We start from the raw sequence: 14009 nt of genomic DNA on the forward strand, positions 1-14009 counted from the left end.
CGCTCGTCCTTGGGAGGTTCAAGTGGAACTGCGGCATCTGCGCTATTTCGTCGCCGTGGCGGAAGAGCTGAACTTCACTCGCGCAGCAGGTCGCTTGTATACCTCGCAGCCATCACTGAGCGAGCAGATACGCAACCTGGAGCTGGAAATCGGTTTTGCGCTGCTTACCCGGACACGGCGCAAGGTCGAACTGACGGCTGCCGGTGTGGTGTTCCTTGACGAAGCCCGACAGATCCTCACCCAGGTGGAGGCGGCCGTGGCGCGCGCCGCAAAGGCGGCATCTCAGGCGCAGGAGTGCATCACCATCGGCTTTGTGGCCGCCGCCGAAGTGCGGATTTTCCCCAGCGTGCTGCCGGTATTTCGCGTGTCCTTTCCCGAAGTGGATATCGTCCTGCGCAGCCTGACCTCCGAAGAGCAAGAGGTGGCTTTGTTACGTGGCGAAATCGATCTGGGCTTCATGCGCGGCCCTGTGCATGCAGCCAACCTGCGCAGTGAAGTGGTGCTGGTTGAGGCGTTCAGGGTGTTCCTGCCGCAAGGGCACAGCCTAGCCACAGTTGATTGTGTGTTGCCCACCCACCTGGACAACCTACCTGCCATCAACATCGATCCCGGTTATGGGCGCTCGATTCACGATGCGCTGGCGCATTACCTGGTGCGCCACGGCGTGACGGTCGGGCATGTCTATCCGTCGTCCAATCCGCTGATGAGCATCAACCTGGTGGCAGCTGGCTTGGGCTATACCTTGTTGCCAGCCTATGCTGAAAACTTCAAGCCCAAAAATGTCATTTCTAGGCACCTTCCCGATGACGCACCTACAAGTGAATTACTGGTGGTGAGCGTTAGCGAAGCCAGCGCCATCTCACCTGCGGCTCGACATCTGCTTGAGTTAGTGCGCGGCTTGCATGACTGACCGGCCTTGGGCCGGGCGAGACCGATACCGAGTTGATTGAAGTGATGTAGTACATGTTCTGTACGCGGTTGCCCGGCGCGGGCATGTGTTCCAAACAAAATAGCGCGCCACAAATGGAGGCGCGCCGTTTTGTGAAGCTTCAGCAAGTTCTCATTGGGATGAATAGCTCGTCAGGATTTCGGCAACTCTCGTTCATGGTTGCGCAGGCAGCCTCTGCCAGTGTCCTGGTCGGATAGCTTGGCTTGAGTCGCAGTTTCTCCTGGTTGTCGTAGACGTCGAAGCCCCCAGATATGGTGTTGGCATAGAAGCGAGATCCTGACTGGAACGACTCTTTCTCGATTGGTACGGCTGGAACGATAACGAATCTTCTTTGCATGTTTCGTGCCTCCCCAGGCAGAGAGCTAAGTATTAGCCTCGCCAATGTTTGCATTGGGGTGGTTCATGATGAACGGCATTAAGAGAAACGATTGCGCAGTATTTCGCCATCTCTGTTGGCCGAATAGTCATCCACCGAGAGTGCGCCGTTTCGTGGTGCGCAGACCAACATGAGCAACAAAGTCGACAGGGAGGCGATCGAACGAGCCTGCCGGGCCAGCGCGCTCTCCATCGCGAGAACGGCCTGGTCATCTCCTCCGATCGCTTCAGGAAGAGTCAGCCTCTGCGGGCTGGTATCCACGGCGACCACCACAGTGAGCCTCTCGGCCGAGTCGCGACACGGACAGGGGTGTTCTCGGCCCAGACATCATTCCGCGCCTTCACGACGCAAAGGTCTACGGAATGGCCCAGCCTCGGATGTACGTCAGCAGGGTGGAAGGGTTGTCCAAAACGTTGCTGAGGCTTCTCGGTTTTACTGGGCGAAACTAGGCCAAACTCGCCAATGCAAATTACACAGTGTCGAGGAATAGGTTGTTGCTGGGGCGGTCTGAGGTCGATTTATTACGCTACTGCAGCATTACTGGAAGGTGGAAAAATTAGCCGAAAATCGGTTCCAAAACTCGAATGGCGACCTTGTAGAGTGCGGGCTGCAGGCGAGCAACTCTTGTTTCGTTTTGGAACTGATTTTCTCGTCCAGGCCGGGTGAAAGGGTCATTCTTGGATCGGATTGCAAATCCGTATGCGCCGGTTCGATTCCGGCCTCGGCCTCCACTACTTGAAAGCCCCGCAGATTAACGTCTGCAGAGTTTTTCTTTGCGCGTTGAAAAAGCCGATCATTTCCTCATCTCACGCTGATTGCTGAGTAATGGACAAGATAAGCTGATCTGGGCGAGCCAGGGTTTCCCAATAACTTTGCTATTCTGACCGGCAATCTCATTAATGCTGGAGTGTGTCCATGGGCTCTTTCTTATACAACTTGATCGCCTTCGCCATTTTTGTCCTGGACATCTGGGCGATCATCAATGTGGTGAGAAGCAATAGCGAAACCCTGAAGAAAGTACTCTGGGTAGCGCTTGTTGCATTTCTTCCAGTGATTGGCCTGATCATATGGGCGTTGGCCGGCCCTCGCGGCAACAGTCGTCTTGGCTCATCCCACTGATCAAAGCGGCTCGAGGAAGCTGAAGCTGGTCAGAGGAAATACCCTCGGTCTTCACCATTCGAAAACCCCGCAGACTAACGTCTGCGGGGTTTTTCTTTATGGCGGGCCCTAGCCGTGGCTCAGCGAGAGTTTGCTGATGATGCAGATCGAGCCATCGTCAGCCGCAGTGGCGCTGGTGTAGTCGATCTGGTTGTACACACCACCGTGGAAATTCAGCACTGATGATCGCCACGAGCTATCCATCTCCAGCCGGCCCGACGACGCGGCATGGCCATTGCACTCGGCGGTGACAGTCAAGGCGCCCGAGGCAAGTACTCGGATGGTTACCTTGAATTTCGCTCCGAGTGGCACACCTTTGAGCAGCGTCGTGTTCACCGGGTCCGGCTGGTTGAATGTCTTGCGAAACCCCAGGGTGATGTTCCCTTTGCTCCAGAGGACTTTCACGGGCGGGCTGTCGTCGTCCTTCACGTGCAATTGCGAGATGACGACCTTCTGAGCGGAGTTGACCTTGGTTAGCGTCATCTCCTGCAAGTTGATGTGTTCATCGGCGCTCGCCAGCGACCAGTACACCGGCTCTTTCCATTCACACCGCGTGCGATGAGTGCTCTTGCTCGAAGCCCCCTTGGTGGGTGCTGTAAATTGAATGGACCCATCGGCCTGCACGGTCACGATGCCTGGAAGCTGCGCGATGGCCTCGGCCCCGCTGAGCTCCAGGGCGACGGGATTGGTGGATGAAGTGGGTACGGGGGTCGTAATCGTGAGGTCGTCGATGTTTACGGTCATGGGGTGAGTCTCCTGATAGAGATTATCGAGGTGGCGGACTGTGCCTTGATGAGATGCGTGCTCCGCATCGTTCTCCCGGCCTCGCTACTGGCGACAGGGCGGTGGCGTTGCATCAGCGGTGATTCGTCGCTCTAGGTAATAACCTGTGTTATTGGCCTAATCATAACTTGAGTTTTTAGCCTGTCAATAACTCAAGTTATAAATCAGGCCAAAAAATGCCCGCGAGATGCGGGCATCAATCAAGCCTCCGTGAAGTCGCGCCAGCCTATGCGGATGCGCCCGGAGGACAGGCGCTCAATCCGTACGCCCTGCGTATCTTCCAGATCGGCAAGCAGCCGCTGCCAGTCATCGAGCGTCTCGTCGGGGTTCGGTACCACCTCGATGAATTGCCGCTTCTGGACATGCGGCGATGCGATTGCCAGCTGTATGCGGTATCCGAGGCGCTCGAAGGAGCGAGAAGGTGAATGTGAGAAAGTGAGGGGCAGCATGTGCGAAAACTCCATTTACTGTACGCATATACAGTTATCCGTTATGTAGGAAACTATCAAGCGGCGCGCCTGTGTAAACATCGCTTACAGGTAAACTTTTCGAGCATTCATTTTTCATCGGACGAAAAAAGCCCGGCGTATGAGGCCGGGCTTCCTGGAGGGGGAGGGGGTTACAGCTTGATCATGGCTCTGACCACGACCCCGACGATACGACAACCTTCCATGCACATTTCCATCGGATACGCAGGGTTCAAAGGCTTCAGGAATCGCCTGCCGCCGTCCTCCACCAGCTTTTTGAAGGTCGCTTCGTTGCTGTCTGCCAGTTTTGCAATGACCAGTTTGCCTGGGTAGGCCTCGGCTTCGGTGTCCACCAGGATAAGCATTCCTTCCGTGATGCTGGTCCCGACTGGCGAGGTCATGGAGTCCCCTTTCACTTCGAGCCAGAAGGCAGCGCCCTTGGAGTTGTAATCGGACATCTCGTACCGATCGGAAAACCCAGGCGGGAAGGGTTCGACTGCCTCAGCCCACGCCCCTGCGGCAACCCAACTGATAACCGGGTAGCGGAACGACTCGGGGGGTACATCAGTCCCCGCAACGTTGCTTTCCGCGCGCGGCTGACCGTTCCCTGAGGCCAGCCACTCAGCCGTTACCCCCAGGGCTCTGGCGATTTCCAGCAGCTTCTTCGACGTGGCATTTCTCCCGCTCTCGAGGTGCTGGATGGTCACCTGGCTGACGCCTGCCTTGTCTGCCAGCTGCTGCTGGCTCATGCCCAGGGCGGTGCGCCTTTCAAGGATGCGGTCTTTGAGCATTTCGGGGGCTTTGTTCATGGCTGCAAGGTTAAAACACACGTTATAAGCGTTCAAGTGACATGTTTTTGCCATGACCCTAACGTTAGGTATCGATGAACACCGTTCAGCGTGAGTCTCCTCACCCTGCTGTTAGCCAGGTGAAAAAACTTCAGGCAAAAAAAATCCGCCAGCAGGTGGCGGATAAAAAGAACGTTGGAGAGCAGGGCCAGTGTGCCCGTGTGCTTGTCGTGAGTTCGTGAAGGGCTTATTACAAGCTTGAAACAGTCACCCTCAGGGCACGGGATTCCTTCGGATGAAAAAAAGCCCGCCAGTAAGGCGGGCAAGCGACGTTGAAGGGGAGAGCGTGTAGCGTGAGCCCTATCGGTTAACGCGACATTAAACGTAGGCCATTGACCCTGGCCAACGATGCGCCTATACAGGCGTGCCAATTTCCCTGGAGCCGCCATGCACGACGAAGACGACCTGCACGAGCCTGAGCACGATCACCTGCTCGATCACGAATTCCTCTATGACGACCTGGAGCCGGAGGCGGATGCCCAGGGCGCCGAGGATGAGGTGGAGGAAGACGAAGCGCTGGATGACCTCGATGACGAAGATGATCATCCAGCCTGGCATGACGACCCGGACGACTGATTCAGCGCCCGTCCAGCGAGTACCGTCCAGGGCCACTCACCGCCAACAGCAACAAGCCGCCGACGATGCTCAGGTTTTTCAGGAACTGGGTCAGGTTGGCGGCACGTTCCGGGTCGACCATGTTCCAGAAGGGATGGCCAAGCAGCGCCGTACCCAGCACGAACAACGCGAACAGGAAGGCCAGTGGTCGTGTGTAGAAGCCCAGGATCAGCACGATGCCGACGAAGAACTCCATGATCACGGCAACCGCTGCAGCCACCATGGGGGCAGGGGCGCCCAGTGAGGTCATGTAGCCGACCGTGCCTTCGAAGCCGGTGAGCTTGGCCCAGCCGGAAACGATGAACAGGATCATCAGCAGCACACGGGCGATGAGGATGATGATGTCGCGTTGGCCATCGAACAGGGAGTAGCGCATGGTGGCGTTCCAGTGGACGTAGACACGTTCCACTCTAGCAGGCGCGCGACGATTTTCCGGCGGACATGAAAAAGGCGCCACCAGGGCGCCTTCATCGAAAAATGGTGCGAGTGGCGGGACTCGAACCCGCAAGGCTCACGCCGACAGATTTTAAGTCATTCTACCCATCATTCGGCTTACGAGAGCTGTTGAGAGCTTACGAGAGCTGAGCTCGGCTTACTTGAGCTTAAAAGCTTTGAGAATCAAGGCTTTGAGGTGAGTATTGCACCGCTGTCGAGGGCTTGTGAGAGCTGAGCAGAGCTGTTGGGAGCTGAGTAGGGCTGCCGGCGCAGCTACCAAGCCAGCTACCAAGAGCTACCAAGCTATCGGGTCGGATGCATTGATCGTTTTTTAGGCAGCCTCAAGGCATGTGAAGGCCCACATAGCTTAGGCACGAGAGACAGATCAGTGGGAATGTGGCGCTGACGGCCTGGTATTGCGAGGGAAGGGGTGTTTCGTGGTGCCCCGAGCCGGACTCGAACCGGCACACCTTTCGGCGGCGCATTTTAAGTGCGATGTGTCTACCAATTTCACCATCGGGGCGCGATGTGAAGCAGGCGATTAGACACGAAAATCATGCGGAAATCAACGGTTTAGACGCTGGGAAGGAGTGTGAGCGTGGCACTGAAGATCAATTTCACCAAGGATGCAATTCGAGACTTGGTTTGCCCTGAAGGTAAGTCAGAGATCTATGTGTATGACACAAATGTCAAAGGCCTGGCTTTACGGGTAACCAAGGCAGGTGGAAAAACCTTCTACGTAGTTCGTAAAGTCAACGGCAAAGACCAGCGGCGCAAGATTGATGTATTTGATTACAAGAGTACGAAACTACCGGTTATTCGAGAAGTGGCGGAAAAGACATACGCTAACCTCGATGTGATTTTGATCGAGGAGCATAAAAAAAACCTAAGAGAAAGCATCACTGTCAGTGAGGCGTTTGAGTCAATGATTGCTAAAAAGGCTAAGCTTGCTAAAAGCACTATCGGTGATTACACGAAAACCTATGATAACTACATTAGAGCTATGTGTGGTGATCTACCGTTGATTGCTGTGACGAATGACGTTGTGCTTGAGCTGCATGCTAAAACGACTGCGCCGGTCATGAGAGCCAATGGGAAAATGAGCCCGCCGCGCAATCGTTCGGCAAATAAAGCAGTCTCTCTCCTCGGCTTAATATTCTCTTATGCAATTGTTTTTTACAAGGATGAAGTCGGGGCGCGTATCTATGCTTACAATCCTGTAGAGATCATGAGTGCGCTTCGCAATTGGCATGATAATAATCGTGACAAAATTCGAGTAAATCCAAATGAACTTGGCGCTGTTATTTCTAATGCGATTGAGATTGGTGATGCCAGGCCAGTGCGTGAGGTTCCAACATCGTTTAAAACAGCATCTGCAGCTGTTCTATTTATGCTGTTTTCTGGCGTTCGCCCTGGTGAGATCGAGAAGATTAGAAAGAGCTATGTGTGTCATAAGACGAGATCAATTGTTTTCCCTTCTCGCGACAAGGTCGATGAGTCCGATGCTCTGAAGAATTCCGAAGAGTTCCATCTGGTACTTAACGATACTGCGTACTGCCAGTTGTTGTACGCAATGAAGCAAAATAGCGGTGACTACGTGTTTTCTGGAGTCGATCAGCCAAAGATCAGTGAGTCTAATGTAAGGGACTTTTTGACCAAGGTATCCAAGAGCTTGCTAGGCGGTAAGCACCTACCTCGAAAAATCCTGCGTGCCAGCTTTATCTCAATCGCAGAGCGTGCAGGGGTTGGCGCGTTTTATATCAAGGTTCTCTGTAATCATGATGGTAAGGGGCAGACCGTCGACGTTACCGACGGCTATAAAAGTGCGTATCTCTCAGAGATTCGACGAGCTACAACCAAGGTCGAAGACGAGATTTACTCCAATGCCGGGGTCGATAAAGAATACGTTTGTCGTGGCTTTCTGCACACTTTGAGACCGCTCGACACCAAAATACTTGACGCGAAGTCAGTATCGCTCTAGTCCCAATTTTCACTGTCTCTAAGCCAAATCGCAATAGTTGTTTGCGACGTCGCAGTATTGTCTTGTGATTTCGCACTTGACTACTGTGATTTCGCTTTGTGTTCTTGCGGTTTTGCACTCTTGTGCTGCGGTTTCGCATTCGCACCTTGCGAAGGTTTGGTTATACATTGAACTTTCTTGAGTTAACTGTTGAAGCACTAAAGGCTCCAATTGCACAATAAGTCTAGAGCTTATTTTTAGCCAGTTGTGTCCATGTCAGACAGAAGGATGCTCACAGCCCTTCGGGTGTTGCGCGGGTAGATGCTCAGATTAGAATAATAAAATGGTGAGCCGAGTGATCGATAAAAAAAAGGATAGGAAGGATAAGAGAATAACTGTCAGGCTGACGCACGGAGAGCTCAGGGCGTTGGAGACGAAGATTGCAGAAGCTGGATATAGGACAGTGGGGGCATTCATCAGAGACTTCGTTGCCAATCTCAAGCCTCAAGTCAAAGTTAGTGGTGACGTAGTTCTAATAGCGCGAGAGTTAATGGCACTTTCGATCTTGGTAAATTCATCGGCTGGCAAGTCCGATCTTATTAAAAAAATCAAGGAAATCGACAGGATCAATACTGGGGGTACACTGTGATTGGAAAGATATTCAGGAAGTCTAGTGGATCGTTTCGAGCAAGACTTCGGTACATCTACGGGTGTACTAAGCACGATCATGAGATCCACGGCTTGCAAACAATCGATCTCAAGTGCATGTCTGAAGATCCCGTTCCAAAGCTGTTATTCGGCAGTGAGTCGGATCTCAATGAGATCATAAGAGAGTTCGACAGCGTCGAGAGGCTTCGCAGGATGTCCCAGGACAGTGATCAGAATATTCGGCCCGTCTTTCACGCCATGCTTGCTTTACGCCCTAGAGAAGCCCTCACGCCGCATCAATGGCGTATGGCTGTCCAGAAGTACATGTCTGATCTTGGGTTTGAGAAGACCAACAAATATGTCGCTGTAATGCACTTGGACAGAAATCATCAGCACGTTCATATAGTAGCTAACCGAATTCGTCTTGATGAGAAATTTCTGATGGTCGATGACGGGTGGGAGCGAGAAAAGAGCATCAACTCAGTTTCAGAAATTGAAGACATGTTCGGCCTTTACAAAGCCCCTCGTCCAAAGGATACCTGGGGTGTAGCCATCAGCCACGCAGAGCTCCGGGCTTCTATTAAGGATGGAGAGATTCCACACAAGCACCGACTCATTGCAAAAATCGCTGGAGCAATCGAATCCACGAACGCGGTCGATGGCGACATGTTCACCTTCACACGCCTTCTAAGGCGCCAGAAAGTGTACATAAACTTGACACTAAATCATGAAGGTCAGCCAAAAGGAATCAGTTTCGAATTTAATGGTAAATATATTAGCGGCAGGCAACTAAAGCGCTCCAGATTTACGTGGCATAAATTGATCACGCAAGAGGGAATACATTATGACTCAAAAACCATTCGTCAACTTGAGGTCGAGATTTCACGAAGAGATAGCGAGGAGCAAGAGAGAGCTCGACTCTACTACTACGAGTTCGTCCCGCTGTCTGGACGCAGATCAAAACCAATTTACGTCAAGTTCACAGCAAAGGAGTATCAAGTCCAAAAGCTGATAAAAGAGATTCTAGAGCTCATCGAAGCGCTATTTGATGCTTTGTTTAAGCCACGGGAGTGCTTCCTCAGGTGTAAGTATATTGAATATAAGCCTGGTCATGGCCTTCAAATGGCTGATCGCGATGAGGGAATTGTATTGTAGTTTTCGTGTAGAAGTTTTTGTTGTTGAAAGTCTTGGTTGTATTTGTATTTTACGAATTTCTTCATTCGGTTTGGCTGGGTGCTTAGTATGGGATTTGGAGTGAGTAGTAGGTTGTTGGTGTTGCTTGTTGTAATCGCGATTTTGCTTTCGAGTGTGACTATGATTTCAGTCGCGCTTGCAATGTACAATTTGATTGATGATAAGAGTGTGGCACTTCTTTTTTCCGCTGCTGCAGTGCTTTTGGATTTTTACAAATACCTGGCCTGGCCTGTTGCTATTCGCGTACTTCGAGGCGTTGGCGCAGCTCTCATGATTGTTTCTACTTTGATACTGTCAGCGGTCAGTGGTTGGGCAACTTATGATCGAATGATGAGCTCTATCAACCTCAGCAAAGCCAGGCATGAGGCAATGAGCAGCGAGCGTGTTTCTGACTTAGCAAAGCTGGCTCAAAAAGACTCTGCTTTGATCACTCAGCTTGATAAGACGCTTTCTGATACAACAGCTCAAGCCAACGACCTCCGTACTCGCGGAATGCCTTCCAAAGCTCTGGAATTGGAGGAGTCAGTTGGTTCCCGTACTTCAGTACAGCGTGCTCAAGCCCTGGCACGTATCAACGCTGGCTCTATGGAGACTGCGAAGATCAAGTCAACAGTGGCAAAAGCGTCGAGCCTACCACCTTTGCTCGCTGAGTTATTGTGCATTGGATTTGCGATGGCTCTGGAGATCGTACCAGCATTGATTTTGAGTGCTGTCCGCGATGCTAGATCTTCCAGCATGGATGTAATCAATTCGTTACAGGTCGAGACGCCATCGCTTGGAAACGACCTCGTGCCCCAGCAAAAACAGGAGCCAGAAACGCCAAAAACCGCGAAAACTTTGTTAGGTTCCAATGACGAAATTTTGGAGGTTTTATCTACTACAGTGCGAGCTCTGGCCCCTGGAACGCCGGTGAAACTCAAGGAGTTCGCCAAAAACGCTAGAATCGGAAACCTTCGAGCTTGCGAAATTTTTAAGGCTGCTGAGGCCTTGGGGATAATTAAAAAAACAACAGTTGGATATGTTGTAGTGTGACAAAAAACTCAATGACGTCTGCGCCGGGAGACAGAGCGTTTATCCCAAGCACTTGATTTTCAGAACTAGGATATTGCTACTTCAAGAATGCAGTGGTTCTGCAGTTCTTGTGGTTTCTCCCCACACGCTTGTTGGTGTACCCGGATAGGTTGTTCACGATTTTTTCCAATAATCACGCACGCTAGTTAGTGCCAAGCCAAGCTGCTCTGCCACCTGCTGCTGTTTCATGCCAGCGGCTTTCAATGCTAGGACAGCTGCTTCGTTGTCAGCATTAAGGGGCTTGCCACGCTTTCGCTTGATGAGGTTGCCGGCCTCGTCGAATTGTTCGGTTAGCGTCTTCAGTCCTCCCTCCGCTTCAAACGCCGCCACGTGGGTTAGTGCTCTTCCTACTACTGTCAGAGCTGGCTCATTCTGCTTTTTGGCAATAGACATGGCGAGCATGGCGAGAGGGTCGACGTCGAGGCTCTCAGCAATCTGCTCGAGCTGCTCGATGGTGATGCTCGTCTTGGCATTTTCCAGGGCGCTGATTTTCGTGCGATCTGTAGCTTCTGAAAGGTCGGCGTACCGAGCGCCTCGGACGAGACGAAAAGCACGTAGCACGCCCGCAAAAGCGATCCTGAGCTGCATAGTAAATCCAAAATTCAGGATATAGCCATGTCGAGCTTTGCGGATAAACTGCAATTCAATGTATTATCCGTATCTCATGGATGGCCCTAGACGGCACATCGACGTGAGAGAGGGGTGGTCGGATGCCACCAAGCTTCTCTGCAGTAGCACCAGCGAGGTGAGAGATTGGAAACCACCGACATTGAGCTCTTCAGCGAACCGTCAGAGCGAAGGAAGGGCGCAAGTGGTGACGAGGCTCAGCTAATTGAGCTTGTCACTGGCCGCTACCCGGGTAAGGCGTACTGTCTGGTTCGGGAGTGGACATTGTTTCGTGCGGAGCTCACCGAAGCTGAGCTAGCGAAGGTCGCGGCTGCTGGCAACATCCCCTTGTTTCTCCTTGCTCACAATGTGGTGGCGGATAGCGCAGGCCGCTTCCAGCCAGCCAACTGGGTGCGTTCGAGCATCGGCGTTGCGCTCGAGGACGGGTATCTCTTCGAGACTCGGAACACCGTGTACGTGCTAGTCGGGGAGGGTGCGGAGCAGAAGGCTTCGCTCAAGACGATCTTTTCCTTTTATTGACACGAACGACAATGAGTTCGGTGGCTGAGGCTGATGTTTAGAACGAACGCGACAGATATTGCAGGTGTGCCGGGTATGTTCGGTGAAGGGCTCGCGCACTGGCATGGGGTCTCCAGGGCGCTGGCGACCCACTGGTATCACGTGAGCGTGAAGAGACGGATGGAAGGTCGCCTGGTCTCAAGTGAAGAAATGCTGAACGACGAGCCCAGATTGCATGAGCTTGTCAGTGCTCAGGGCGACGATCTCGTGATTGAGGATGTCCAAGTGATCACGCCTGCGCGACTAAATGGCACTGAACGTTGGCGTATGGAGCGACTTACATCGGTGTCCTTGGGCTTTGACAAGAATGGCTGCCCCGTATGCCTACTAGAAGTTGAGAGTGGAGAAATTTACAACGATTCCCATGAGCGTGAGCTTGATCATGGCTCGCTCCGGCAGTTGAGAGAGCTGTACCGAGCGCCGGTGTAATCCCATTTTGTGATCAGTTTGGCTGGACTCAGCCATGCAAGGAGCTTTAGGTGTCAGCGTCAAATACCTTTTCCATCGATTTGCACAGCCGGCGGTACACGGATTTTGACCTCCTGCGCATAGCGCGCGCTGTGGGCCAGGGGTATTCGCAGCCGGTGACTGCCTTCTTGGTGAATACACAGATCATCGCGGCTAGCGCTGTGGGAGTAGTTTTCGGGCACGTGAATGCGAGTCCAGAAGGACGGTTTGCGGACGGTCATTATCTGCGTAGCTCAGACATCCAGTCGCTGCATAAAGAGGGACGTTTTTGGATCGCAACGACTCAACGCTCTCGTTACGTGATTGCTTCTTTCCGCAGGGATGGTGGGCGTGCGGGGTTGCGTGAGTTTTTGAAGGTAGGGGCTAAAAGCTTTTTCAACAGTCCAAGCCGGCTCCATTAAATCTTAATTTTTGAACAGGGCAGCTCTGGTTGGAGCTGCTTGAGGTCTCTCTTTGCCTATTGCCAGGCAGAGGAATTTTTTGACAGGAGTTACATCGTGTTAATCCCCGATTACATTAAGGTCTCAGGAAAACTTGAAGACATTCGGGTCTTTGAACATAGGGAAGGAAGTGTTCAAGTGATCATGAAAATTGACGGTGTGCTAGTGCCAAACACTGTCATTCCTATCCAGCTGTACGAAGAGATTGAGGCGGGCAAGCACTACGACTTTTATTGTGTCTACAAAAAGTCGAGGAACAAACTTAAGAATGCAGGCGCGGTCTATGGTTTCAAAGAGGAAGGTGGACGGATTCGCACATTGACGAAGCTCCGCTTGGCGACACCGATTTACATGTTGTTTTACGGAGCTATCTGGTTCGCGGTGGCATACGTGGCGGTATTTATTCTTGCGCTTCTACCGGTGCTCGCAGACCACCCTCGAACGGGAGCCATGCCTGTCTTGCACAGCTATTCAATGCTTGGTGGTGCAGTGCCCGCATTGTACTTTGTCTGGAGCATTATCAATTTCTGGCGCAAGTCTGGGAATCTTGAGGCATGGCCTAGCGTCGCACCAAGCGTCGTGATCGAGCGTTTCAGTAAGCTCCACAAGTAAGCGATCTTGCCTGAAAGCTACAGCCTGGGCGTGCCGCTGCGCGGCCAGGCTGTCGTGAACCGAGCCCGCATCGCGGTCTCGGCCCTGCGGGCTTTCATCCTGCACGCCTTCGACCGGTTCGGCCTGCGTGCTCCGCTTGCATGTGGGTTCGTGTTTCTCAAATAGTGGGCGTCTCTGAGCCACCGGTGCTCGCCAGTTCGAGTAACTTTGATCCGAGAGCATTCGCTTGGGCGGTGGTGAACGTGAAATCAACGCCTCCAACAGTAAGCATTATCATTTTGGCGGGATCGAGTCCTATCATGACAAGGTAGCTACCTGACTCAGAAAAATCATGATCTTCGTCAAGGTGTGTGATCGAGAAGAATGCCATTTCATAAGCGAGTTTCTGCGATTGTGCTTTGAAGAATTTGTTGAAGGGTAGTTTCATGGGGTTGTCCATCGATCAGAATGTTAATGAATTAAACGGTTGTTGCTGGAAAACTTGAGTTAGTGGTGCATTTTTCAGTGATAGTACTCGGATCTTTCTTAGCTGGTCGGTGGTTCTGAATCACTGGAACTTGTTAGCTCCAGTAGTTTTGAACCAAGGACGTCGGCCTGATTGGGGGTGAATCTGAATTTCATGCCGGCAATGGTAAGGAATATATTATCGTCGGGCTCACGCTCGATAATTACAAGATAGGTGCCAGAGGAGGGCGAGCAGGATTGCTCTTGCAGATGTGGGTGTGAGAAAAATGCAACGTCGAATTGGTGCTCTTTGGTATTGGTGTATAGGGGGAGGAATGTATTTAACTCGGTTTTCA

19 protein-coding genes, 2 tRNA genes and 1 pseudogene are annotated in these 14009 nt (G+C 52.2%); 13 read left to right on the forward strand and 9 right to left on the reverse strand.

Annotated features, from left to right (window positions below):
- Positions 1 to 22 precede the first annotated feature (22 nt).
- Entirely contained in the window at positions 23 to 910 is an 888-nt protein-coding gene (locus ACIPZB_RS21025; RefSeq protein WP_400642463.1) for a LysR substrate-binding domain-containing protein, read from the forward strand.
- Positions 911 to 1049: 139 nt separating this feature from the next.
- Here the strand turns inward: ACIPZB_RS21025 and ACIPZB_RS21030 are convergent, their stop codons facing one another.
- Both ACIPZB_RS21030 and ACIPZB_RS21035 read right to left on the reverse strand, forming a co-directional pair.
- Positions 1050 to 1286: a hypothetical protein gene (locus ACIPZB_RS21030; RefSeq protein ID WP_400642464.1), complete on the reverse strand. Its 237-nt coding sequence runs from the start codon at positions 1284 to 1286 to the stop codon at positions 1050 to 1052.
- A gap of 78 nt (positions 1287 to 1364) precedes the next feature.
- Positions 1365 to 1586, reverse strand: coding sequence for a hypothetical protein (locus tag ACIPZB_RS21035; protein WP_400642465.1), 222 nt, complete (start codon positions 1584 to 1586; stop codon positions 1365 to 1367).
- On the opposite strand from ACIPZB_RS21035, the pseudogene ACIPZB_RS21040 reads away from it, so the two are divergent.
- From ACIPZB_RS21040 to ACIPZB_RS21050, 3 genes and pseudogenes are all read left to right on the forward strand, one after another.
- Positions 1494 to 1774 (forward strand): annotated as a pseudogene (locus ACIPZB_RS21040) (hypothetical protein). The gene ACIPZB_RS21035 and the pseudogene ACIPZB_RS21040 overlap by 93 nt on opposite strands.
- Positions 1775 to 1981: 207 nt before the next feature.
- A tRNA-OTHER gene (locus tag ACIPZB_RS21045) sits at positions 1982 to 2056 on the forward strand.
- Between the two features lie 184 nt (positions 2057 to 2240).
- Positions 2241 to 2444, forward strand: a complete 204-nt coding sequence (locus ACIPZB_RS21050) for a PLD nuclease N-terminal domain-containing protein (protein ID WP_400642466.1) — start codon at positions 2241 to 2243, stop codon at positions 2442 to 2444.
- A gap of 108 nt (positions 2445 to 2552) precedes the next feature.
- Here the strand turns inward: ACIPZB_RS21050 and ACIPZB_RS21055 are convergent, their stop codons facing one another.
- The 3 genes from ACIPZB_RS21055 to ACIPZB_RS21065 all read right to left on the reverse strand — a co-directional run bounded on the left by ACIPZB_RS21055 (position 2553) and on the right by ACIPZB_RS21065 (position 4596).
- The gene (locus ACIPZB_RS21055; RefSeq protein WP_400642467.1) at positions 2553 to 3227 is read right to left on the reverse strand and encodes a polysaccharide lyase family 7 protein; all 675 of its coding nucleotides are present in this window, start codon (positions 3225 to 3227) and stop codon (positions 2553 to 2555) included.
- Positions 3228 to 3466: 239 nt separating this feature from the next.
- Positions 3467 to 3715 carry a DUF1654 domain-containing protein gene (locus tag ACIPZB_RS21060; RefSeq protein WP_400642468.1) on the reverse strand — a complete coding sequence of 83 codons (249 nt, stop codon included), beginning with the start codon at positions 3713 to 3715 and terminating at the stop codon, positions 3467 to 3469.
- 170 nt (positions 3716 to 3885) lie between these two features.
- Entirely contained in the window at positions 3886 to 4596 is a 711-nt protein-coding gene (locus ACIPZB_RS21065; protein ID WP_400642469.1) for a LexA family protein, read from the reverse strand.
- A 20-nt stretch (positions 4597 to 4616) separates the two neighbouring features.
- Here ACIPZB_RS21065 and ACIPZB_RS21070 point away from each other — a divergent pair, with 20 nt between their 5' ends.
- Positions 4617 to 4763 (forward strand): hypothetical protein, encoded by a 147-nt coding sequence (locus ACIPZB_RS21070; protein WP_400642470.1) that lies wholly within the window; start codon positions 4617 to 4619, stop codon positions 4761 to 4763.
- 205 nt (positions 4764 to 4968) lie between these two features.
- On the forward strand, positions 4969 to 5157 hold the full coding sequence (locus ACIPZB_RS21075; protein ID WP_008089345.1) for a hypothetical protein: 189 nt from the start codon (positions 4969 to 4971) through the stop codon (positions 5155 to 5157).
- Position 5158: 1 nt separating this feature from the next.
- On the opposite strand, the gene ACIPZB_RS21080 is transcribed toward ACIPZB_RS21075, so the two are convergent.
- Together ACIPZB_RS21080 and ACIPZB_RS21085 are read right to left on the reverse strand one after the other, a co-directional pair.
- A complete protein-coding gene (locus ACIPZB_RS21080) occupies positions 5159 to 5572 on the reverse strand; it encodes a DoxX family protein (RefSeq protein WP_400642471.1) in 414 nt (137 codons plus the stop codon).
- Between the two features lie 497 nt (positions 5573 to 6069).
- A tRNA-Leu gene (locus ACIPZB_RS21085) sits at positions 6070 to 6154 on the reverse strand.
- 75 nt (positions 6155 to 6229) lie between these two features.
- Here ACIPZB_RS21085 and ACIPZB_RS21090 point away from each other — a divergent pair.
- From ACIPZB_RS21090 to ACIPZB_RS21105, 4 genes are all read left to right on the forward strand, one after another.
- Positions 6230 to 7612, forward strand: a complete 1383-nt coding sequence (locus ACIPZB_RS21090; RefSeq protein ID WP_400642472.1) for a recombinase — start codon at positions 6230 to 6232, stop codon at positions 7610 to 7612.
- 334 nt (positions 7613 to 7946) lie between these two features.
- Positions 7947 to 8240, forward strand: coding sequence for a plasmid mobilization protein (locus tag ACIPZB_RS21095; RefSeq protein WP_400642473.1), 294 nt, complete (start codon positions 7947 to 7949; stop codon positions 8238 to 8240).
- Between the two features lie 116 nt (positions 8241 to 8356).
- Positions 8357 to 9394: a relaxase/mobilization nuclease domain-containing protein gene (locus ACIPZB_RS21100; protein ID WP_400642474.1), complete on the forward strand. Its 1038-nt coding sequence runs from the start codon at positions 8357 to 8359 to the stop codon at positions 9392 to 9394.
- Positions 9395 to 9553: 159 nt separating this feature from the next.
- Positions 9554 to 10465: a hypothetical protein gene (locus ACIPZB_RS21105; protein ID WP_400642475.1), complete on the forward strand. Its 912-nt coding sequence runs from the start codon at positions 9554 to 9556 to the stop codon at positions 10463 to 10465.
- 153 nt (positions 10466 to 10618) lie between these two features.
- On the opposite strand, the gene ACIPZB_RS21110 is transcribed toward ACIPZB_RS21105, so the two are convergent.
- Positions 10619 to 11146: a helix-turn-helix domain-containing protein gene (locus tag ACIPZB_RS21110; protein ID WP_400642476.1), complete on the reverse strand. Its 528-nt coding sequence runs from the start codon at positions 11144 to 11146 to the stop codon at positions 10619 to 10621.
- A 111-nt stretch (positions 11147 to 11257) separates the two neighbouring features.
- Here ACIPZB_RS21110 and ACIPZB_RS21115 point away from each other — a divergent pair, with 111 nt between their 5' ends.
- The 3 genes from ACIPZB_RS21115 (at position 11258) to ACIPZB_RS21125 (ending at position 13209) form a co-directional block, all read left to right on the forward strand.
- Positions 11258 to 11650, forward strand: a complete 393-nt coding sequence (locus ACIPZB_RS21115) for a DUF6957 family protein (RefSeq protein ID WP_400642477.1) — start codon at positions 11258 to 11260, stop codon at positions 11648 to 11650.
- A gap of 33 nt (positions 11651 to 11683) precedes the next feature.
- Positions 11684 to 12118, forward strand: coding sequence for a hypothetical protein (locus ACIPZB_RS21120; RefSeq protein ID WP_400642478.1), 435 nt, complete (start codon positions 11684 to 11686; stop codon positions 12116 to 12118).
- A 536-nt stretch (positions 12119 to 12654) separates the two neighbouring features.
- Positions 12655 to 13209: a hypothetical protein gene (locus ACIPZB_RS21125; RefSeq protein ID WP_400642479.1), complete on the forward strand. Its 555-nt coding sequence runs from the start codon at positions 12655 to 12657 to the stop codon at positions 13207 to 13209.
- Between the two features lie 157 nt (positions 13210 to 13366).
- On the opposite strand, the gene ACIPZB_RS21130 is transcribed toward ACIPZB_RS21125, so the two are convergent.
- The gene (locus ACIPZB_RS21130; protein WP_400642480.1) at positions 13367 to 13636 is read right to left on the reverse strand and encodes a hypothetical protein; all 270 of its coding nucleotides are present in this window, start codon (positions 13634 to 13636) and stop codon (positions 13367 to 13369) included.
- Positions 13637 to 14009 lie beyond the last annotated feature (373 nt).

Source organism: Pseudomonas sp. NPDC089396 (assembly GCF_044749545.1).
In the GTDB taxonomy this organism is placed as follows: domain Bacteria; phylum Pseudomonadota; class Gammaproteobacteria; order Pseudomonadales; family Pseudomonadaceae; genus Aquipseudomonas.

Excerpts from the sequence above, each read along its gene's own strand:
- ACIPZB_RS21080 (WP_400642471.1), bottom strand. The coding sequence starts at position 5,572 with ATGCGCTACTCCCTGTTCGATGGCCAACGCGACATCATCATCCTCATC.
- ACIPZB_RS21060 (WP_400642468.1), bottom strand. The coding sequence starts at position 3,715 with ATGCTGCCCCTCACTTTCTCACATTCACCTTCTCGCTCCTTCGAGCGC.
- ACIPZB_RS21075 (WP_008089345.1), top strand. The coding sequence starts at position 4,969 with ATGCACGACGAAGACGACCTGCACGAGCCTGAGCACGATCACCTGCTC.
- ACIPZB_RS21100 (WP_400642474.1), top strand. The coding sequence starts at position 8,357 with ATGTCTGAAGATCCCGTTCCAAAGCTGTTATTCGGCAGTGAGTCGGAT.
- ACIPZB_RS21120 (WP_400642478.1), top strand. The coding sequence starts at position 11,684 with ATGTTTAGAACGAACGCGACAGATATTGCAGGTGTGCCGGGTATGTTC.
- ACIPZB_RS21130 (WP_400642480.1), bottom strand. The coding sequence starts at position 13,636 with ATGAAACTACCCTTCAACAAATTCTTCAAAGCACAATCGCAGAAACTC.
- ACIPZB_RS21050 (WP_400642466.1), top strand. The coding sequence starts at position 2,241 with ATGGGCTCTTTCTTATACAACTTGATCGCCTTCGCCATTTTTGTCCTG.
- ACIPZB_RS21065 (WP_400642469.1), bottom strand. The coding sequence starts at position 4,596 with ATGGCAAAAACATGTCACTTGAACGCTTATAACGTGTGTTTTAACCTT.
- ACIPZB_RS21055 (WP_400642467.1), bottom strand. The coding sequence starts at position 3,227 with ATGACCGTAAACATCGACGACCTCACGATTACGACCCCCGTACCCACT.
- ACIPZB_RS21105 (WP_400642475.1), top strand. The coding sequence starts at position 9,554 with ATGATTTCAGTCGCGCTTGCAATGTACAATTTGATTGATGATAAGAGT.
- ACIPZB_RS21070 (WP_400642470.1), top strand. The coding sequence starts at position 4,617 with ATGAACACCGTTCAGCGTGAGTCTCCTCACCCTGCTGTTAGCCAGGTG.
- ACIPZB_RS21030 (WP_400642464.1), bottom strand. The coding sequence starts at position 1,286 with ATGCAAAGAAGATTCGTTATCGTTCCAGCCGTACCAATCGAGAAAGAG.